Origin of the sequence: Blautia sp. BCRC 81119, from assembly GCF_003184505.1 — a bacterium.
GTDB lineage: Bacteria > Bacillota > Clostridia > Lachnospirales > Lachnospiraceae > Blautia_A > Blautia_A fusiformis.
Genome location: NZ_QJHD01000022.1, coordinates 19,138 through 39,037, shown reverse-complemented (window position 1 = coordinate 39,037; position 19,900 = coordinate 19,138). Strand labels below are relative to the sequence as shown.

18 protein-coding genes are annotated in these 19,900 nt (G+C 45.4%); 15 read left to right on the top strand and 3 right to left on the bottom strand.

Annotation, left to right across the window (positions count from 1 at the left end; translation table 11 throughout):
* The first annotated feature begins 26 nt into the window (after positions 1 to 26).
* Positions 27 to 1,253 (top strand): hypothetical protein, encoded by a 1,227-nt coding sequence (locus DMI82_RS13445; RefSeq protein ID WP_015526296.1) that lies wholly within the window; start codon positions 27 to 29, stop codon positions 1,251 to 1,253.
* 61 nt (positions 1,254 to 1,314) lie between these two features.
* Here the strand turns inward: DMI82_RS13445 and DMI82_RS13440 are convergent, their stop codons facing one another.
* The 3 genes from DMI82_RS13440 to DMI82_RS13430 are packed head-to-tail and all read right to left on the bottom strand — an operon-like array spanning position 1,315 to position 6,324.
* Entirely contained in the window at positions 1,315 to 4,080 is a 2,766-nt protein-coding gene (locus tag DMI82_RS13440) for a CAP domain-containing protein (protein ID WP_110103595.1), read from the bottom strand.
* 42 nt (positions 4,081 to 4,122) lie between these two features.
* Complete coding sequence (locus DMI82_RS13435) at positions 4,123 to 5,277, bottom strand: serine hydrolase (protein ID WP_110103594.1); 1,155 nt, start codon at positions 5,275 to 5,277, stop codon at positions 4,123 to 4,125.
* A 21-nt stretch (positions 5,278 to 5,298) separates the two neighbouring features.
* A complete protein-coding gene (locus DMI82_RS13430) occupies positions 5,299 to 6,324 on the bottom strand; it encodes an N-acetylmuramoyl-L-alanine amidase family protein (RefSeq protein WP_242981840.1) in 1,026 nt (341 codons plus the stop codon).
* A gap of 175 nt (positions 6,325 to 6,499) precedes the next feature.
* Between DMI82_RS13430 and DMI82_RS13425 the strand changes: the two genes are divergently transcribed.
* The 14 genes from DMI82_RS13425 to DMI82_RS13360 all read left to right on the top strand — a co-directional run bounded on the left by DMI82_RS13425 (position 6,500) and on the right by DMI82_RS13360 (position 19,873).
* Positions 6,500 to 6,820, top strand: a complete 321-nt coding sequence (locus DMI82_RS13425; protein WP_015526294.1) for a PadR family transcriptional regulator — start codon at positions 6,500 to 6,502, stop codon at positions 6,818 to 6,820.
* Complete coding sequence (locus DMI82_RS13420; protein ID WP_110103593.1) at positions 6,817 to 7,530, top strand: DUF1700 domain-containing protein; 714 nt, start codon at positions 6,817 to 6,819, stop codon at positions 7,528 to 7,530. The genes DMI82_RS13425 and DMI82_RS13420 overlap by 4 nt, the downstream gene beginning before the upstream one ends.
* Positions 7,523 to 8,533 (top strand): DUF4097 family beta strand repeat-containing protein, encoded by a 1,011-nt coding sequence (locus DMI82_RS13415; RefSeq protein ID WP_110103592.1) that lies wholly within the window; start codon positions 7,523 to 7,525, stop codon positions 8,531 to 8,533. Before DMI82_RS13420 ends, DMI82_RS13415 begins: the two co-directional genes overlap by 8 nt.
* A gap of 230 nt (positions 8,534 to 8,763) precedes the next feature.
* Positions 8,764 to 9,696 (top strand): cysteine synthase A, encoded by a 933-nt coding sequence (cysK, locus tag DMI82_RS13410; protein ID WP_015526291.1) that lies wholly within the window; start codon positions 8,764 to 8,766, stop codon positions 9,694 to 9,696.
* Between the two features lie 453 nt (positions 9,697 to 10,149).
* Entirely contained in the window at positions 10,150 to 10,584 is a 435-nt protein-coding gene (locus DMI82_RS13405) for an RrF2 family transcriptional regulator (RefSeq protein ID WP_015526289.1), read from the top strand.
* A 154-nt stretch (positions 10,585 to 10,738) separates the two neighbouring features.
* Positions 10,739 to 11,602, top strand: coding sequence for a substrate-binding domain-containing protein (locus DMI82_RS13400; protein ID WP_021652475.1), 864 nt, complete (start codon positions 10,739 to 10,741; stop codon positions 11,600 to 11,602).
* A 123-nt stretch (positions 11,603 to 11,725) separates the two neighbouring features.
* Positions 11,726 to 12,583 carry a phosphate ABC transporter permease subunit PstC gene (gene pstC / locus DMI82_RS13395; RefSeq protein ID WP_021652474.1) on the top strand — a complete coding sequence of 286 codons (858 nt, stop codon included), beginning with the start codon at positions 11,726 to 11,728 and terminating at the stop codon, positions 12,581 to 12,583.
* On the top strand, positions 12,573 to 13,487 hold the full coding sequence (gene pstA / locus DMI82_RS13390) for a phosphate ABC transporter permease PstA (protein ID WP_110103591.1): 915 nt from the start codon (positions 12,573 to 12,575) through the stop codon (positions 13,485 to 13,487). Before pstC ends, pstA begins: the two co-directional genes overlap by 11 nt.
* Before the next feature lie 9 nt (positions 13,488 to 13,496).
* Entirely contained in the window at positions 13,497 to 14,255 is a 759-nt protein-coding gene (gene pstB, locus DMI82_RS13385; RefSeq protein WP_021652472.1) for a phosphate ABC transporter ATP-binding protein PstB, read from the top strand.
* Positions 14,256 to 14,259: 4 nt separating this feature from the next.
* Positions 14,260 to 14,943: a phosphate signaling complex protein PhoU gene (gene phoU, locus DMI82_RS13380; RefSeq protein ID WP_059086668.1), complete on the top strand. Its 684-nt coding sequence runs from the start codon at positions 14,260 to 14,262 to the stop codon at positions 14,941 to 14,943.
* Between the two features lie 188 nt (positions 14,944 to 15,131).
* On the top strand, positions 15,132 to 16,814 hold the full coding sequence (locus DMI82_RS13375; RefSeq protein WP_330409267.1) for a sensor histidine kinase: 1,683 nt from the start codon (positions 15,132 to 15,134) through the stop codon (positions 16,812 to 16,814).
* 259 nt (positions 16,815 to 17,073) lie between these two features.
* A complete protein-coding gene (locus DMI82_RS13370; RefSeq protein ID WP_242981839.1) occupies positions 17,074 to 18,402 on the top strand; it encodes a hemolysin family protein in 1,329 nt (442 codons plus the stop codon).
* A 155-nt stretch (positions 18,403 to 18,557) separates the two neighbouring features.
* Positions 18,558 to 19,109: a TetR/AcrR family transcriptional regulator C-terminal domain-containing protein gene (locus tag DMI82_RS13365; RefSeq protein ID WP_092069733.1), complete on the top strand. Its 552-nt coding sequence runs from the start codon at positions 18,558 to 18,560 to the stop codon at positions 19,107 to 19,109.
* Between the two features lie 209 nt (positions 19,110 to 19,318).
* On the top strand, positions 19,319 to 19,873 hold the full coding sequence (locus tag DMI82_RS13360) for an HdeD family acid-resistance protein (protein WP_110103589.1): 555 nt from the start codon (positions 19,319 to 19,321) through the stop codon (positions 19,871 to 19,873).
* The last annotated feature ends 27 nt before the right edge of the window (positions 19,874 to 19,900 follow it).

The following is a 19,900-nucleotide window of genomic DNA, read 5'->3' as shown; positions in this document are numbered from 1 at the left end:
GAAAAGAGATAAGGAGAAAATTTGCGATGAGAAATCGAATGCAGGATCTTGATTTTGAACAGACAGTTGCCTTCGATTCAGTGAAGGACTTTGAATTTACAAGAAAGGCGGCACAGAAGTTCCGCCAGGTTGTCAGTCTGGATTCTTTTGAGGATGAGGATGCAGATGTTATTTTTCATTATCTTTACAAGGAGATGGAACTGGTTTCCTTTGGTGACTATCTGAAACGATATGTGTATGAGCGTGCAGAGCTTGAGGAGCCTTTTTCCCAGGTACCTCAGGAAGTCTACAGGGAGATCGTTGTGGAATCCTTCAAGGAAACCTACACACCGAAATCCATGTCACCTACGTCAGCCAAACTGAGTTCTCTGGTGAATAACTGGCTGACTCAGGCATCTGTGAAGCGTGAAACAGTTTTTCTGCTGGGGTTCGGACTTCGGATGAGTACAGAGGATGTTTCAGATTTTCTGACCCGGGTGCTTCGTGAGCAGGATTTTGATTTCCATAATCCGGAAGAAGTGATCTACTGGTATTGTTACCGGAATCATCTTGGCTATTATAAAGCGGAGGAATATAAAGAAACCTACAAACAGATGACTCCGGTGGAAAAAAAGACCGGAGAGATCGTGTATGGCACAGGGCTTTGTCTGGACAGTGAAGAAAAGCTTCTGGAATATCTGGCTTTTCTGAAAGGAAGACATGATGATCCGAAATCAGAGAAGAGCCAGGCTTTTCAGGAATTTATGATCCTTCTGGAGCGGGCAAGGAAGATCATTGCAGCCATGTATCAGGAAGATGAGGAAGAAAACGGTGGCAAAAAGATCTGGAAGCCTGAGAATATCAGTGCTTCGGATCTGGAAAAGGTTATCTGCAGCGGGATCCCCATTAATAAAATGGGAAATCTCAAAAAGATGTCCGCATCCATTCTGGCAAAGCATTTCAGCCAGAAGCGCTTCAGCCGCCAGAGGATCAACAATATCCTGAACCATAAATTTCCGGTGGAGCGGTTTGATCTGATCACGCTGGAGTTTTTTGTGATCTCTCAGGAGATGGCAGAGGATGATCCGTATACGAGATACCGCCATTTCCTGGAGGAGATCCAGGAGATCCTGGCCCGCTGCGAAATGAGTGAGATCTACATAGTGAATCCATATGAGTGCTTTCTTCTGATGTGCCTGCTGACAGACTGTCCGCTGGCAGTATTTTCCGAGATCTGGGAAAAATCCTATGAAGAGGGAGAAGAAAAGAACTGAAAAAAGGATGATGCGTTTCGGTGACGCATCATCCTTTTTTTTGTCCGATCCGGTAAGTCTGTTATTTTGCTTTTCCGGTTTTTACCGCACTTGCAGGTCCGGTCTTTACCTTCTTATTTACTGTGCGGTATGGAACCAGTCTGTAGCTATATGTAACATTTTTTGCTGTCTTAAATGTATAGCTGGTATTTTTGGAAGAAATAGTTTTTACTTTTTTGAAGGAACCATTTCCTTTTTTCTGATAGATGACATAGCCGGTTGCTCCGGAAATCTTTTTCCAGGAAAGGGTCTGTTTTCCTTTGAGGGTTTTAAGCTTTATGGACGGACGGAGCAGATTCGGTTTCACAGTCACTGCTTTGGAAACTGGACTGTAAATATAACCGGAGGATGTTTTTTTGCTTGCACGGATCACGTAAGAATATTTATTTCCGATAGTGATCTTTGTGTCTTTGTATGAAGTAGTATTTGCGTTTAAAGTTTTGATCTTTGTGTATTTTCCGGAATTTGTTTTTCTGTAGAGAATATAGTTCCGGGCATTGTTTATACGGTTCCAGCGGAGCGTACAGCTGTTCCAGGAGGCAGAGGCCTTAATTGACGGTGCAGTTAATTTCGTGATCACAGGAGCCGGAGTGCCAGATGGTATTGGAGCCGGGGTAGTGGATGGCTTCGGAACTGGAGTAGCAGTAGGCTTCGGCGTTGGAGTGGCAGTAGGCTTCGGAGTCGGGGTAGCAGTAGGCTTCGGAGTTGGGGTAGCAGTAGGCTTCGGCGTTGGAGTGGCAGTAGGCTTCGGAGTTGGGGTAGCAGTGGGTTTCGGAGTTGGAGTGCTCGTTGGTGCCGGAGCAGATATTTTAAAGGTCAGGGACTGACTTGAAAAATAATTGTTGATTCCTGTAACCGTTACGGAGCCAGTGCCGGTTTTGGCGTTATCTTTCCAGGTAAGGATATAATCCGTGCCTTCCTGAAGCGTGTCCGAGCCGTATTTTACAGTAGGCTTCGGAGTTACTGCATTGCCGTTGAAGATCTGTTCCGGAATATCCGAAAGATCGCAAAGCTTTACAGATGTCATATGCCTTGAACCGGAATAATTCTGCTTATAGGAAAGTGAAAAATCCAGGATCTCATTGCTGGAGGAATAGTATACAGAAGTAATGCGAAAATCATCAGAGGTCAGTTGTGTGCCATTATAGGTGATGACCAGGTTATTTCGCAGATAAGAGGTTACACTTTCACTTTTGCAGTTTGAATCTGCCAGTTGGATGGTCTCACCGGAGAGCTTCAGTGGATTGATGGTGAAGTATTTGGAAAAACCGCTTCTGTAAATGCCGATACCGGTTATATGGACACGAGGTCTGTTGGTTCTGGAACTTGCCATGGTGTTATCATAATAAGAAAGGGTATAATCAACATCTTTCTTTAAAGTAACACCATTTAATGTGACCGTTGGCTCCGGCTTGAATTCTTTGCCAGGAGCATATTCATAATCCGGGATATCACCAATCTCAGCTTCCGTGATCGGGGTAAGGTCGATGTAGAAATATTTATTACTTTCACCGGTGAAATTTCCCTTACCGGAAACAGTAACATAAGCGTTTCCCTGCTGGGCATTGTTATGCCAGGAGAGTGTATAATCTACATTTTCTGTCAGGGTTATACCATTCCAGGTGACAGTGGGCTTCGGAGTTAGTGGAGTTCCGGTATACAGATAGGAGGACTGGGAAAAATCAATCTCTGCCTGAGAGAGATTGATCTGCCAGATACCGAAATTATTCGTCAGAGTTCCGGAATAAAGGCCAAGACCTGTGATCGTGAAAGTTCCCACACCGCTGTTCTGATTGTTGGAGAAAGAAATCGTATAATCTTTTCCCTCAGTCAGCGTACGACCATGGAATTTTAGTTCAGGAGAAAAAGTAATGGGACTTCCGGTATAGTTCCAGGAACTTGTATAGCGCAGAGAAGTCTCTCTGGAATTTTCCAGATCATAGTATGCATTGAGATCTGCAGACAGTGTTTTGTCCGGGCAGGATTTCAGTGTGGCAGAAACCGTAGTGGTTCCTCTGCTTTTCAGTCGGATAACACCGCTCTGATCCACAGTGGCAATGGAAGGATCTCCGGTTGACCATGTGAAAGAAGCTGGGTCAAGGCTGGAACTCATATAGCTGAATCCATTACAGGTTATATAGATAGCCAGTGTTTTCTGTTCTTCTGTGAATGTGATCGGAGAAGCTTCGTTGAAATGGATATTTATCAGCTTTGGAAGCACGGAAATAACAGGTGACACAGTCTGATTGGCAGGCTGTGTGCAGGCTTCTGTTGCGTGAGAAGAAAAGCACTGGATCCAGTAGAGATGACCGTTCTGTGAGTAGCAGCCGATTCCGGCAGAAACATTTTTGGAATTCATGATGTTCGTGTAATGTCCGGAAGATTCGATCCATGATTCCATAACTTCTTCAGGAGTTCCCTGGTTGATCGCAAGATTTTCACTTGGATTCTCAAAATAAGGAAAGGCTGAAAAACAGATGGAACCATTGGGACGGGTATGACTGGCGCAAACGGTCAGTTCTTCTGCTCTGGTCATGGCGCATTCCAGAAGGTTCTTATCCATAGTGACAGGATTCCGGTTCTTTTTGGCACGTTCCTGATTTACCAGATCAAGGACCTGGTAAGCATAATCATAGCGGCGGATACCCTGACTGAGTTTCAGCTGGACAGCAGTCTGGTCAGAGGCAGCCTGCACACGGACAATGTTGCCCGGCGCCAGCAGAAGAAGCAGAAGCAGTAGCGCAGGCCATAATAAGTATCTTGTTTTTTTCTCTTTTGTCTGGTTCATGATGTTTTCCTTACCAATATAATATAAAGATATTTTCTTTTGTTATTCGTTATAGTATCCATAGATCGCACGGCTGTCCTGTGCGATGGTGTTCTGTGCAGCAGAGGTATCGTTAAGATCCTGTGACATAAAGCAGACTACCAGGTCGATCCCCTTTGCAGTGTCATAGATGATGCCGACATCGTTTTCTACGTGATCCAGTTCACCGGTTTTGTTGGCAACCTTTACCTCGGAAGGCATCTGAGCCGGGATCTTGTTTTTCCTGGTCTGCATTTTCAGAAGACGATACATATATTCGGCTCCTGCCAGAGTATCGTTGTTATCGGTAGCAGTACCCTTGTCGATCTGATAGATGGTCTTCAGAAATTTTCCACAATCCTTTGCGGAAGTGTAGTTATCCCCATTGGAATTATCTGCAAGAAGAAGACGTCCCATGGAAGTGCTGGTGTATCCGTGATCCTGACAGAATTTATTCACACGGGCCATTCCGGCTGCGTCATCCCCGCCGCCAAGATAATTGACAAGTGTATTGGCAGCATCATTGTCGCTGACTGTGATCATGGAGTTCAGTGCATTGTCCAGCTGATCCTTGCTGTATTTGGAGGAAAGACTGTCATAATCCTCATATACAGCACCCATGATATAGAGCTTGATCAGGCTGGCAGCCTGCATCTGCTGATCATTGATGGTACCTTCGGTATTTTTTGCAAGATTGCATACATATACGGACCAGGTTCCGTTATCGGTGGGAAGAAGTGACTGTACCTGGTTCAGAAGGTTGTCCATGCTGGAATCCGAATTGTCTGTGAAAGTGCTTCCGCTGGATGGAGAAAGAGTTCCTTCTTCCTGAGTGGAAGAAGAACTGTCCTTGCTGCCAGAAGCTTCGGAAGAATCGGAGGCTGCAGATGTATCTGTGGATTCTTCCTGTGCGGAAGGACCCTGGACCTCAGTTGAAGATGCTGCGGCAGCAGCGCTGGAAACGGTAGGATCATCAGGATAAAGAGCATCCAGCTGATCGGCTTTGCTGCTGAGCTCAGCGGCAGAATCAGAAACCTCCTGCACACTTTTCTGCAGCTTGTTAACTTTTGTCTGGAGAGATGCAAGCTTGTCCAGGGAGCGGACATTCAGTGCCCCAAGTCCTGCCAGTGCGATGACAAGCACTGCGATCACAATATATAGAAATGTATTTTTTTTCATATATAAACAAACTCCTTTTTATTATTGGAAATAAGCATCGATTCCATTGGCGATCCCTTCTGCCATAGTCTGCTGGAAGGAGGAATCCGCCATTTTCAGATCATCGCTCTGGTTGGTCATAAATCCCATTTCCACAATCGTCACCGGGATCGTGCTCCAGTTAATACCTGTCATGGAATCTGTGTAGATGATCCCGCGGTTCTGGAAGCCGGTAGCTGCGCAGTAGGAATCCACAATGCATTTGGATAGTTTGTTGGAACTGTCATAGAGATTGGAAACATAAGGATTCTGCTGGGATGGACACATGGTCAGAGCACCGGAGACATCTGCAGAATCATCTCCGTTTGCATGGATACGGACACAGATCTCCGCACCCTGGGAAGCGACCAGTTCTGCACGCTCCTTGTTGCTGATAGCGGTATCATTGTCTGTCCTTGTCATTACTACCTGGTATCCACGCTGTTCCAGGATATCCTTAAGCAGAAGAGAAACGTCCAGGTTCAGCTGATACTCCGGGAGACCGCTGAAGGAGCCTCTGGTTCCGGTGGAAGCCTTGGTCTTCATGGTGGAGGAACCGGGGCCGTTCGGCTCTGTGGCGCTCATATCAACATTTTCACTCTGATGTCCGGGATCGATCCCGACGATATGGCCGTTGTTGGAAGCAGAAGAGGTATCATTACCGCCATCGGTGAATCCTTCACCACCGGCTTCACTGAAAACAGAGGGTTTGGTCGTTTTCTGACTGTTTTCGGCTTCCGGTGCCCGTTCATGTTCACCGGTGTTGTTTTTGACAGCTTTTTCTGTCTGTGCCCGCTGCTGCAGGTATTTGTTGGCTGCCTGTTTCTTTTCGATCTTAGCTGTATAAAGTTCGATATCCTCTTTCATGGATTTCTGCTTTTTCTGGACCGGTTTGATCACGGAGGCCATTTTCTGGTCAACGGCATCGATCTTCCGGTAGGTTTTATAGCTGAGGCCAAAAAGCAGTCCAATACAGATAAGACCCGTCAGAAACAGGACGATTGCCATCAGATGAGGCTTTTTTTCCATAGAATTACGTCCTTTCTTGGTAGGTGTTTACATTTGTAAATATTATAAAGAAGGAGTCTGGAAAAAGCAATTGCGAAATTGTGCTTGACAACAGGAAAAAGTGTGGTACTATATATGTAAAATAATTATATATAAAAATTTTATATATAAAATAATTATATAAAGAGGTGTGCCTATGTATTATTATCCAGTGTCTGCAGTGCTGACGGAATGCCTGATCCTTTCTGTTGTAGAGCAGCAGGATTCTTACGGATATGAGATCAGCCAGACAGTGAAGATGGTAGCTTCTATCAAGGAATCCACATTGTATCCGATCCTTCGCAGACTGGAGACGGATGGTTATCTGACAACTTATTCAGAGGAATTTCAGGGACGGAAACGTAAATATTATTCCATCACAGAAGACGGACGGAAGCAGCTGGAATATCTGAGGAAAGAGTGGAGAGAATACCGCGATACTATAGACGATATTGTGGAAGGGAGACTTCGAAAATGACAAGAAAAGAGTATATGGAGCAGCTGAAGAAATATCTGAAGCGGCTTCCAAAAGAAGATTATGACAATGCCATTGAGTATTTTTCGGAATACTTCGATGAGGCTGGACCTGAGAATGAACAGCAGGTTATGGAAGAACTGGGACAGCCTAAAGAGGCGGCAAGGGAACTGCTTCTGAACCTTTTACAGGAGAGTGTTGGTGACAGTAAAGACATCACCGAGGAAAAAACAGCAGCTTTGCCGGCAGCAGGTTCATATTACGGAGAGAGCTCCCATGCACATAGCCGGACAGATTCAAGAAACCTGAGTACAACAGGGTACAGTACATCCGCAGGAAAGAAGCGTTCCCCCGGAAAGATCATTCTTCTCGCATTTCTGGTGATCTGTGCATCGCCGGTGAGCATTGCGCTGCTGTTTGCAGGTCTTGCAGTACTGGCAGCAGTGGTGATTGTCATCGCAGCAGTGATCTTTTCCATGGCAGTTACAGGTGTATCAGCAATTGCCGGAGGTATCGTGCTCACAGGTTTCGGCGTGACATTGATCGCAAGATCTCTGGCAGCAGCCTGCATGATGGTCGGCAGTGGATTTCTGATGGCAGGTGCGGGAATCCTCGTTGGAGTACTTACCATATATATATGTAAATGGTGTGCAATGGGAATCGGCCGTCTGGTTAACAGACTTGTAAGAAAGAAGGTGCATAAAAATGAATAAGATTGCAAAAACAGTGCTGATGACAGGTACAGCACTCTGTGCAGCGGGAGTTGTTCTTTCCACAGCAGGATATTTTGCAGGGGGAAAAGATTTCACATATACTTCAGATCATATGTATGTATCCGGAGGAAATTCTTCCAGTCGTAAAAATCTTACAGTAATGAAAAAAGAACAGATTGATGATTTTACGAAGCTGAATGTGGATTTTGAGGATTTTGATCTGGATATCCGTACCTCAGATGATGACCATTATTATATGGAATATAAGCTTGAGAAAAACGGGAGGAAAAATCCTCTGACCTGGAAGGATAAGGATGGAGAGCTCACGCTTGAGGAGCCTGCAGGCGGCAGTGGAAGTTATTATATAACCTATGATCTGGGGATATTCTCTACACATGCGGATCTGACAGAAAAGAAAGATGCATTGAATACGGTGGTTCTTTATATTCCGGAGAAGGCACAGCTTTCCGAAGCGGAGCTTCAGCTTTCCGACGGGGATCTTGCTGCCGATCAGCTTTTGTGTAAAGAAATGACCTTGGAACTTCTCAGTGGAGATCTGATGCTGGATAAGGGCGAGTTCGAAAAGTTTGATGCAAAGCTTTCCGACGGGGATCTGAATGTAAAAGAACTTCAATGTACAGATAACATGCAGCTGAAATCCGGAAACGGAGATGTGACCATAAAAAAGGCAGAGCTTGCAGATGGGCAGATAGCTCTCAGCGACGGAGATATTCAGATAGACAACAGCAGCTTTAACGGAGATATGAAGATCAATAGCTCTTGCGGTGATGTTTCTGTAGAAATGAAGAACGGCAGTGCAGAGAAAACCAATATTTATCTGAAAACTGCAGACGGAGATGTGGACACGGAGGGGCTTTCCAGGGGAAAAACCGACAATGAGGAAGACACCTCTGTTTATGAGAACAAGGCCGGTGCTTCAGCACCGACTTTAAATGTGGAATGCAGCGATGGGGATATTACATTAACAGAATCTGAAAAATAAAGAATATGAATATCTGTCTGACTATGCATCTGCTTGTAAAAATCCTAAAAAAGAATAAATGAAATTATATGAAGCGCAGGGGTTTTTCCGGAGAAAAATTCCTGCGTTTTTTGGCTGAAATGTATTGACAAATCCCTGTACTATGATATAATTCAATCAAATCACAGAAAACATATATAGTTACTAGGAAATAAGGAAATGGACATAAAGGAAATAAGGAGGATATCATCATGGGTAAAATTTACGGAAGCGCACTGGAACTGATCGGAAACACACCGCTTGTAGAGGTTAAGAACGTAGAGAAGTCTGAGGGACTTGAGGCTACAGTACTTGCCAAGCTTGAGTATTTTAACCCGGCAGGAAGTGTTAAGGACAGAATCGGTAAGGCAATGATCGAGGATGCAGAGCAGAAAGGTGTCCTGAAACCAGGCGCAACCATTATCGAGCCAACATCCGGTAACACAGGAATCGGACTTGCAGCCATCGCAGCTGCCAAGGGCTATAAGACGATCCTCACCATGCCGGAGACCATGAGTGTTGAGAGAAGAAACATCTTGAAGGCATATGGTGCAGAGGTAGTTCTCACAGACGGAGCCAAGGGAATGAAGGGTGCCATTGCCAAGGCAGAAGAGCTTGCCAAGGAGATTCCGGGAAGCTTCATCCCGGGACAGTTTGAGAACCCGGCTAACCCGAAGGCACATGCAGCAACAACAGGTCCTGAGATCTGGAATGACACAGACGGAAAGGTAGACATTTTCGTAGCAGGTGTCGGCACAGGCGGAACGATCACCGGTACAGGTGAGTACCTGAAGAGCCAGAACCCGAATGTGAAGGTAGTTGCTGTTGAGCCTGCAACTTCTCCTGTACTTTCTGAGGGAAAAGCAGGCCCGCATAAGATCCAGGGTATCGGCGCAGGTTTTGTTCCGGACACACTTGACACCAAGGTTTATGACGAGATCATTCCGGTAGAGAACGAGGATGCATTTGAAACATCCAAACTCCTTACCAAGAAAGAGGGAATCCTTACAGGAATTTCCTCCGGTGCAGCTCTCTATGCTGCGATCCAGCTTGCAAAACGCCCGGAGAACAAGGGGAAAGTGATCGTAGCACTTCTTCCGGACAGTGGAGACCGTTACTACTCCACACCACTGTTTACAAAATAATCGATCCGAAGACCGCTTCTTTTGCCCCGAAGCGTGATTCTGCGGGATTATTTACGGCGCTCCTGAATGCCTGTCCAAGCAGGCTGCCGGAGCGCCGGTTTTATTCTTGATTTCATCGAATTAAGTAAGCCCTCTGTGGGGCTGTGGTTACTGTTCACTGGTAAGGTCCCGCGAAAAGCAATAAGCAGTGTGTGTGGACTTGCTTGTATCTTGTAGCTTTTTCAGGTATAATAGAGAAAACAAACAAAACCTATTAACAATATAAAGAATAAAGTCTGCAAAGCAGATTCTGCTTTCTATGAAAGAAGATACAGGAAGCTGCCTGTGTATCACAGAGAAGGGTGCCGGTTATGGAATACAGAGGAATATTTCCGGCTGAACAGCTACACAATAACAGAAAGAGCAAAAGGCTATAAATCAGAAGAATACTGAAATATTGGAGGTAAATATTACATGAGGATTTCTACAAGAGGAAGATATGCGCTGAGACTGATGTTGGATCTTGCTACAAATTATACAGGAAAACCGATCCGCCTGAAGGATGTGGCGAAGCGCCAGGAGATCTCCGATAAATATCTGGAGCAGATCATCTCCATTCTGAACAAAGCAGGCTTTGTCCGCAGTGTCCGTGGCCCTCAGGGTGGCTATGCACTGCAGCAGACTCCGGATAAATACACCATCGGAATGATCCTCCGCCTCACAGAAGGAAGCCTTTCCCCTGTGGAATGTCTGGACGACAACGGAGCCATCTGTGACCGTGAGGAGAACTGCGTCACCCAGATCCTCTGGAAAAAGCTGGACGACGCCATCAAAGGTGTGGTAGATCATATAACACTGGAAGACCTGATGAACTGGCAAGCCGTGAAGGCGGACGAATATATCATATAAAAAAAGCTGCGCAAGCAGCTTTTTTTATATCACATTTTTTTACTAACATTTTACAAAACCGCGATTTTATATTTTACCTTCCATTCCTATAATAACACCTGTATTTAAGCAGTAAGCAAGTAAAAATGATCATAGAAATGAGGAGAAAAAAATCATGAAAAAAAGAATCGCAGGTATCTTAACAGCAGCACTTATCGGAACTACAGTAATGGGAACCGTTGTAATGGCAGCACCATCCGGAGCGATCGACGTAATTTCCCGTGAGGACGGATCCGGAACACGTGGAGCATTCGTAGAGCTGTTTGGGATCGAAGAAGAAAAAGACGGCGAGAAAGTAGATATGACAACACAGGAAGCAAGCATCACAAACAACACAGATGTAATGCTTACCACAGTAGCAGGCGATGAGAACTCTATCGGATACGTATCCCTTGGTTCCCTCAACGATACAGTAAAAGCAGTAAAGATCGATGGAGCAGAGGCAACAGCAGAGAACGTTGCAGATGATACATACAAGGTAGCACGTCCGTTCAACATCGTAACAGGCGACAAGCTCAGTGATGCAGCACAGGATTTCATCAACTACATCATGAGCTCTGACGGACAGGACATCATCGAAAAAGAAGGCTACATCAAAGTAGATGAAAAAGCAGAGGCATACAAAGCCGGAGATGCAAAAGGCAAAGTCGTAGTTATGGGATCTTCTTCCGTAGGACCTGTAATGGAGAAGCTTGCAGAGGCATATCAGAAAACAAACAAAAACATCACAGTAGAAGTTCAGGTCAGCGATTCCACAACAGGAATCAATAGCGCAACAGAGGGTGTATGTGATATCGGAATGGCATCCCGTGAGCTGAAGGACGAGGAAACAGAGAAAGGTGTTAAAGCTACAGAGATCGCAAAAGATGGTATCGCAGTCATTGTAAATAACGACAATGACCTTGAGGAGCTTTCAAGTGACCAGGTAAAATCCATCTTCACAGGTGATATCACAGACTGGGAAGACGTGACCAAATAAATTCCCAGGTAAAAAACGATTGAAGTATCTTACAAAGAGCGGCGATCATGACAAGGTCAGGAAAGCCGCTCCGTTATATATCAGCACAGTGGATATCCACTGGAACAGAGAGAAAGGTGTCTTATGAATCATTTAGGAGAAAAGGCCATGAAGGTCGTTTTTCTCATTGCGGCCTGTGCATCGGTTCTCGCAGTATTTCTTATTTGTGTGTTCCTTTTTGCAAACGGCCTTCCTGCAATGGGAAAGATCGGTCCCTTAAAATTCCTCTTCGGAACAGAATGGAGACCAACAAACGATAAATTCGGAATCCTGCCAATGATCGTGGCAAGTATTTATGTAACTGCAGGAGCAATCCTTATCGGAGTTCCGATCGCACTTTTTACATCCGTATTTATGGCAAGATATTGCCCGAAAAAAATCTATAAACCACTGAAATCCGGTATTGAGCTTATGGCAGGCGTTCCATCCATCGTATATGGCTATTTTGGTCTGGTTCTCCTGGTGCCGCTGATCCGCCAGCTGTTCGGAGGAACCGGAAGCAGTATGCTGGCAGCATGTATCCTTCTGGGAATCATGATCCTTCCGACGATCATCGGAGTTACGGAATCGGCAGTACGAAGCGTTCCGGAAAGCTATTATGAAGGCTCACTTGCACTTGGCGCAACAAAAGAGAGAAGCATTTTCTTTGTTATGCTTCCGGCAGCAAAGTCAGGAATCCTGGCAGGCGTTGTCCTTGGGATCGGACGTGCCATCGGTGAGACCATGGCCGTGATCATGGTAGCCGGAAACCAGCCACGTATGCCGAAGGGACTTCTTCAGGGTGTCCGTACCATGACTGCAAACATCGTAACAGAGATGGGATATGCATCAGGACTTCACAGAGAAGCACTGATCGCAACAGGAGTTGTACTCTTTGTATTTATCCTGATCATCAACTTAAGTCTTTCACTGCTGAACAGGAGGGCGGAGTATGCAAACTAACGTATCAGTAACTGCAGATCCTGCGGCAGAAACAACCATGAAAAAAAGAAATACACTTACCATAGGAGACCAGCTGAAGTCTTATGCAAGACATCCTGGTGCAGGAATCCTGGCATTTCTCACACTGCTGGGAGCAGTGATCACGTTTGCACTGCTGTTCTTCCTGATCGGCTATGTGCTTGTAAAAGGTATTCCCTATCTGAATGCAAGTCTGTTCAGCCTTACCTATACCTCAGAGAACGTTTCCCTTCTCCCGTCACTGATCAATACCCTGATCATGACACTGGTATCTCTGGCGATTGCCGCTCCGGTAGGAATCTTTGCAGCGATCTTCCTTGTGGAATATGCAAAAAAAGGCAGCCGTTTTGTAAAGCTGATCCGTATTACCGCAGAGACACTTTCCGGTATTCCATCTATCGTATATGGTTTGTTCGGTATGCTGTTCTTTGTAACTGCACTGCACTGGGGCATGTCTCTTCTTTCCGGTGCACTGACTATGGTGATCATGGTACTTCCCCTGATCATGCGTACCGCTGAGGAAGCACTGAAATCTGTTCCGGATTCTTACCGTGAGGCAAGCTTCGGACTTGGAGCAGGCAAGCTCCGTACTATTTTTACGATTGTACTTCCCTCCGCAGTTCCTGGAATCCTGGCAGGTGTGATCCTGGCCATCGGACGTGTGGTAGGTGAGACTGCAGCACTTCTTTATACCTCCGGTACTGTTGCGGCAGTTCCAAACAGCCTGATGGGTTCCGGACGTACCCTGGCACTTCACATGTATGTGCTTTCCAGTGAGGGACTTCATGTAAACCAGGCATCTGCAACAGCAGTAGTCATTCTGGCATTTGTACTTGTTATCAACGGACTGTCCGGTCTGGTAGCCAGAAAAATTGCGAAAGGATAATGATCGATCATGAGTGAAAATACAAAAATTTCAATTGACAATATGAATCTCCATTACGGAAACTTTCATGCCCTGAAGGGAATCAATATGGAGATCCCGGAAAAAGAGATCACAGCATTTATCGGACCAAGCGGCTGTGGTAAATCCACACTTCTGAAATCCTTAAACCGTATGAACGACCTTGTGGAAGGCTGTTCCATCACAGGAAAGGTAGAGCTTGACGGGGAAGATATTTACGGAGATATGGACGTGAATCTTCTGCGTAAACGTGTGGGAATGGTATTCCAGAAGCCCAATCCGTTCCCGATGAGCATTTATGATAATATTGCATACGGTCCGAGAACACACGGTATCCGTTCCAAGGCAAAGCTGGATGAGATCGTGGAAAAATCTCTCCGTGATGCGGCAATCTGGGATGAGGTCAAGGACCGCCTGAAAAAAAGTGCTCTTGGAATGTCAGGCGGACAGCAGCAGCGTCTCTGTATTGCCCGTGCCCTGGCAGTACAGCCGGAGGTACTTCTTATGGATGAGCCCACATCTGCCCTGGACCCAATCTCCACTTCCAAGATCGAGGATCTGGCAGTAGAGCTTAAAAAGGATTACACCATTGTCATGGTCACACATAACATGCAGCAGGCGACCCGTATCTCCGACAAGACAGCATTTTTCCTTCTTGGTGAGGTTGTGGAATTTGCGGATACAGACAAGCTGTTCTCCATGCCGGCGGATAAGCGTACAGAGGATTATATTACAGGAAGGTTTGGTTGATATTATGTCAGAACGTTTTGTAAGACAGCTGGAAGAGCTTCACGTGGAACTGATCACCATGGGAAGTCTCTGCGAAAAAGCAATTTCACTTTCTGCCAAAGCTATTCAGGGTGAAGGCGGGATGACTCTCATTGGCAAGATCTTTGAGACGGAAAAAGAGATCGATGCACAGGAAAAAGAGATTGAAAATCTCTGCATGAAGCTTCTTCTTCATGAGCATCCGGTAGCCGGAGATCTGCGATCCATTTCCGCAGCGCTGAAGATGATCTCCGATATGGAACGCATCGGTGATCAGGCAGCAGATATTGCGGATCTGTCCAAGCATATCGAGGACAAAGCAGTTACCGGAGATATCATTAATATCCGGAAGATGGCAGAGGATACTGTCCGGATGGTTACAGAAAGCATCGATGCCTTTGTAAAGGGTGATCTTGAGCTTTGCAGAAAGGTTATTGACGATGATGATAAGGTGGACGATGCCTTCAATGATATTAAGGAAAAGCTGGCCGAGGTCCTGAATAACGGAAAGCCGGATGCAAACATCGGTCTGGATATCCTTATGGCTGCAAAATATTTCGAGCGTATCGGTGATCACGCTGTGAACATTGCAGAGTGGGTGGAATATTCCATCACAGGAAACCACAGAAGCGGTTCCAGTCATACAGATAACTATTTTGTTGAGGAATAGAAATAAGTAAGAGCAGATTGCAAAGAGTTGCATTATTGCAAAAAAAAGTGCTGTGGTATTGAAAGGATATCACAGCACTTTTTATAATGTGATAAAATTTACAAGGATTTAACTTTTTCCGGATAATTATTTTTACATTGCTTTTGTAAAATGCTATATAGATTTCGGAGAAAGGAAAGGGCTGAGCTTTGAGTAAAAAAATATTTAAGTATATCATGCTGGTTTCATCACTGATCACAGCACTGGGACTGGCATTTGTCGTGGGAATCCTTTATCACTATTTTCAGGGACAGCTGATGGGTGAGCTGAAGAAAGAAGCCGTGTATATTTCCAGAGGCGTGGAAAGTACCGGGACAGATTATCTGAAGAAGCTGAATGATGAGGATTCCAGGATTACTTATGTGGATGAAAGTGGAAAAGTTATCTACGACAATGAGGCAAATGTGGAAAGCATGGATAATCACGGACATCGCAAGGAGATCCGTGAAGCAGAGATCAACGGAGAAGGTGCGGATGAAAGAATGTCATCCACGCTTTCCGAAAAAACAATGTATTATGCAGTACGCCTTGAAAATGGCAATGTGCTGAGAGTTTCCAGTAACCAGGCTTCTGTATGGATGCTGCTCCTGCAGCTGCTTCCGCCTTTTGCTGCAGTTCTGATACTTATGCTGCTCCTGTCCGGCGTATTTGCATCCAGGCTTTCCGGGAAGGTTGTGGAACCTCTTAATGGGCTTGATCTGGAGCATCCGGATGAGAATGATGCCTATGATGAGGTACAGCCGCTTCTTAGCAAGATCGGCAGACAGAGCCGGCAGATCCGTCTGCAGCTTGAGGCAGCCAGAAGACAGCAGAAAGAATTTTCTATTATCACGGAGAACATGCAGGAGGGACTTCTTGTGATCGACCGTTATACCATGGTACTTTCTGTCAACTCCAGTGTGGGAAAGCTTCTTAAAGTAAAGGAGGTCAAAACAGGAGAAAGTGTATATCTTCTGAACCGCTCGGAGGAGTTTCGAGGTGTCGTTGGGCAGGTCCTTGAAGGAAAGCATGAGAACAAGATCCTTCGTCTGGATGGCAGTGAGATTCAGGTGATCGCCAATCCTGTCACAAGAGAAAATAAGACAGAGGGTGCGGTGATCCTTCTGGTGGATGTGACCGAAAAAGTAGAAAGGGAACAGCTGCGAAGAGAATTTTCCGCCAATGTTTCCCATGAACTGAAAACGCCGCTGACTTCCATTTCCGGATTTGCTGAGATCATGCAGGACGGATTTGTGAAGGATGAGGATGTGAAGGTTTTTGCAGGACGCATCTATAAGGAAGCGCAGAGACTGATCCGTCTGGTTGGGGATGTGATCCGGATCTCCCGTCTGGATGAGGGTGGATTGCCGTATCAGTGGGAAAAACTGGATCTTTACAGTCTGACTCATGATATTTTTTCTACTTTACATGAAGCTGCCGAAAAGCAGGAAGTGCATATGTATATGGAAGGCGGAAGTACAGTGCTGGATACAGTGCCGACGATCATGGAAGAGGTTCTCTATAATGTCTGCGATAATGCTGTCAAATATAACCGCCGGGGTGGAGAGGTCTTTGTGAGACTGAAGGATGGCGAGGATGCAGTTCGCGTGAATGTGCGGGATACAGGGATCGGTATTCCGAAGGAAGATCAGGAACGCATTTTTGAACGCTTTTATCGGGTGGACAAAAGCCATTCCAAGGAAATCGGCGGAACCGGTCTTGGCCTTTCTATTGTGAAGCACGGGGTAAAAACTCTGAACGGCAGGCTGTGGCTTAACAGTGAACCGGGACAGGGAACCGAGATCCTTATGGAATTTCCGAAACATCATATGGAAAAGGAAGCAGCAGAGTGAACATAGGTCGTGCAGCGATGATGTTCATAGGCATGCAGCAGAGTGGAAGATGAAAGGCCGTTCTGTTGTATGTATCTGCTGCTTTTTATATCATAGTATATTGCTGGTTGGAGGTTGATGGTTTGACAGACCGGAAGGGTTATGCTATCTTATGTAATAATAATCAGAATAAGCAACAGGAAAGCGGATGATAACGGTCCGCTTTCTGTATTATAATTGGTTCGGAATAATTCCGGACGATACTGAGGGGAATAAAAATATGATACAGGCAATTGTTTTACTGGTGTTCCTGATCCTTCTGAATTCTGTTTTCGCAGGTGCGGAAATGGCGATTTTGTCCATGAATGAAGCAAAGATGAGGGTGCTGGCGGAAGAGGGAGATCACCGGGCGCAGATTTTGATAAAGTTTACAGAACAGCCGGCACATTTTATGACAGCGATCCGTGTAACGGTAACTACGGCAGGATTTCTGCAGAGCGCTTTTGCGGCAGAATATTTTGCACAGCCGATGACAGAGGCACTGATAAAGACAGGGATAGATGTACCGCAGAATATTCTGAAGATCGTATGCATGATCATTGTGACCATACTGCTTTCCTATGTAAGTCTTCTGTTCGGAGAACTGGTGCCAAGACGTCTGGGAATGAAAAATCCGGATGAGCTGTCTCTGCGTCTGGCAGGACTTCTTAAGATCGCGATGATCGCAGTCTGGCCGGCTACTGCACTTCTGACAGTAACTGCCAATGGTGTGCTGTATCTGATGGGGATCAAACCGGAAGAAAAAGAGGAGCAGGCCACAGAGGAAGAGATCCGTATGCTGCTTACAGAGGGAAATGAACAGGGCAGCATCCAGCAGGAAGAAAGCGAGATGATCCAGAATGTTTTTGACCTGGATGATACTGCGGCAGATGAGATTTGTACACACAGAAGAGATGTGGTTGTCCTCTATATGGAAGACTCCGATGAGGAATGGGAACGGATCATCAGAGAGAACCGTCACACCTTTTATCCGGTATGCGGGGAAGACCAGGATGATATTATCCATATTCTGGACACCAGAGATTATTTCCGCCTGGATGACAGATCCAGAGAAGCTGTTCTGCATCATGCCTGTTATTCACCGTTTTTTGTACCGGAATCCATGCGTGCCAACCTGATCTTCCGGGAAATGAGGGAAAAACGGGATTATTTTGCAGTAGTGCTGGATGAATACGGCTGCTTTGTGGGAATTGTCACTCTGCATGATCTTGTGGAGACGCTGGTGGGAGATATTGACGACAGGACAGATCTGCCGAAGCCGGATGATATTGAGAAGACAGGAGAACATATCTGGAAAATACAGGGAGGAGCGATCCTGGATGATGTGGCAGAGGTCATAAATGTGGAGCTTCCTGTAGAAAAATATGATACTTTCAGCGGCTTTGTCTGCGGAGTTCTGGAACGTGTACCGGAGGACGGAGAACAATTCCGATGCAGCTGGAAAAATCTGGATATTGTGGTAAATCAGGTCAGAAACCATACCGTTGTGGAGGGAATCGTTCATGTTCAGCCAGAGAAAAAAGTGCAGGAACAGAAAGAAGAGATCTGACAAAACCTTGTTCAGCCAGGTCATGGGACAGTTATCGGGAGAAAGATCTCCGGGGATTTATGGACATTTTCGAACATGTTGTTGCTTGAAAGTATGTTATTTTTATGACATAATAAGGAAATAACCCGAGGAAAGCTTGTGATGGGGGAGAGAAAATGCCAGGTTTTACAAGACAGATCATACTGCATACACTGACGGAACTTATGAACGAAAAACCATTGTCCAAGATCACGGTAAAGGACATCGTGGAACGCTGTGGAGTAAACAGGAATACATTTTACTACCATTTCAGAGATATTCCGGATGCAGTGGAAGCAATGGTAAAGGAAGAGCTGAATGACATTCTGAAGGATCAGAAAGTACCGGAATCAGTCAGCGACTGTATGGAAATCCTTGTCAACGCAGTTCAGAAGAACAAAAAAGCCATGATACATCTGTACCGCTCGATCCAGAGGGATGTATTTGCCGATTATCTGGATCATGCCGCAGAGCGTGTGGTGGAGGAGCTGATCAACAGGGCGGTCGGAGACTTTGAAATGGATCAGGAAGATAGGCATCTTATAAGCCGGTATTATAAATGCGTATTTGTGGGAGTGATCCTGGACTGGCTACGGCATGATATGGATTATGATATCCTGTCAGATATGCATAAGCTGGAGTATATTTACGAGAAGAGCCTTGAGAGTCAGTACAAAAATCTGAAATAAAAGCTATGATCTCAACTAAATGAAGATTAAAAATATCCATTTAGTGTAGAACAGGAATGTCCTCGAATATTATTAAGGTATAGAAACGGTTAATTTTGAGCTGGTGTCTGAAATTTAGGCACTGGCTCTTTTTTGTCTGTTTTTTTAAACGACACAGGGATGTATAATTCAGTACAATAAATGAGAAAAAATTATCAAGGAGGGAACATATGGATGACCTGAAACAGCTGAAGCTTATAAAAAACATCTACATCGTCATGTCATTACTGTTCTGTGTGCTGGGTATTTTTCTGATGGCAAGGCCCAAAAGCTCTGTAAAAATGCTGTGCGTGCTTATGGGAATCATGCTGATCCTGTACGGAGCTATTAAAATCAGCGGATATTTCACGAGAGATGCTTTCTGTCTGGCATTTCAGTTTGATCTGGCTTTCGGGATCCTGCTGATGGCAGTGGGAGTGATCCTGATAGCCAGAAAAAATTTCGCAGTGGATCTTATTTTTTCCGTGTTCGGAATCCTGATCCTGGCAGATGCCCTGTTTAAGATCCAGATGTCTGTAGATGCGAAGAGATTCGGTCTGGCGTTGTGGTGGCAGATCCTGCTGATCGCACTGGTCACCGGAGTGATCGGAGTTCTGGTTTTTATCAGACCATTTGAAGCAGCAGCTATGATGATGGTGTTGGTAGGATTTTCCATTTTACTGGAAGGGATTCTCAATCTATGGGTCGGGATCCTGACGATCAAGATCATCAAGAGTCGGCTTTAAACATAAACATAAAAATAACCAATCACT

Coding starts and splice junctions, on each gene's coding strand:
- DMI82_RS13425 (WP_015526294.1), top strand. CDS start 6,500: ATGTATTATTATCCAGTGTCTGCAGTGCTGACGGAATGCCTGATCCTT.
- DMI82_RS13405 (WP_015526289.1), top strand. CDS start 10,150: ATGAGGATTTCTACAAGAGGAAGATATGCGCTGAGACTGATGTTGGAT.
- DMI82_RS13440 (WP_110103595.1), bottom strand. CDS start 4,080: ATGAACCAGACAAAAGAGAAAAAAACAAGATACTTATTATGGCCTGCG.
- pstC (WP_021652474.1), top strand. CDS start 11,726: ATGAATCATTTAGGAGAAAAGGCCATGAAGGTCGTTTTTCTCATTGCG.
- DMI82_RS13430 (WP_242981840.1), bottom strand. CDS start 6,324: ATGGAAAAAAAGCCTCATCTGATGGCAATCGTCCTGTTTCTGACGGGT.
- pstA (WP_110103591.1), top strand. CDS start 12,573: ATGCAAACTAACGTATCAGTAACTGCAGATCCTGCGGCAGAAACAACC.
- phoU (WP_059086668.1), top strand. CDS start 14,260: ATGTCAGAACGTTTTGTAAGACAGCTGGAAGAGCTTCACGTGGAACTG.
- DMI82_RS13360 (WP_110103589.1), top strand. CDS start 19,319: ATGGATGACCTGAAACAGCTGAAGCTTATAAAAAACATCTACATCGTC.
- DMI82_RS13365 (WP_092069733.1), top strand. CDS start 18,558: ATGCCAGGTTTTACAAGACAGATCATACTGCATACACTGACGGAACTT.
- cysK (WP_015526291.1), top strand. CDS start 8,764: ATGGGTAAAATTTACGGAAGCGCACTGGAACTGATCGGAAACACACCG.
- DMI82_RS13415 (WP_110103592.1), top strand. CDS start 7,523: ATGAATAAGATTGCAAAAACAGTGCTGATGACAGGTACAGCACTCTGT.
- pstB (WP_021652472.1), top strand. CDS start 13,497: ATGAGTGAAAATACAAAAATTTCAATTGACAATATGAATCTCCATTAC.
- DMI82_RS13400 (WP_021652475.1), top strand. CDS start 10,739: ATGAAAAAAAGAATCGCAGGTATCTTAACAGCAGCACTTATCGGAACT.
- DMI82_RS13445 (WP_015526296.1), top strand. CDS start 27: ATGAGAAATCGAATGCAGGATCTTGATTTTGAACAGACAGTTGCCTTC.
- DMI82_RS13435 (WP_110103594.1), bottom strand. CDS start 5,277: ATGAAAAAAAATACATTTCTATATATTGTGATCGCAGTGCTTGTCATC.
- DMI82_RS13370 (WP_242981839.1), top strand. CDS start 17,074: ATGATACAGGCAATTGTTTTACTGGTGTTCCTGATCCTTCTGAATTCT.
- DMI82_RS13420 (WP_110103593.1), top strand. CDS start 6,817: ATGACAAGAAAAGAGTATATGGAGCAGCTGAAGAAATATCTGAAGCGG.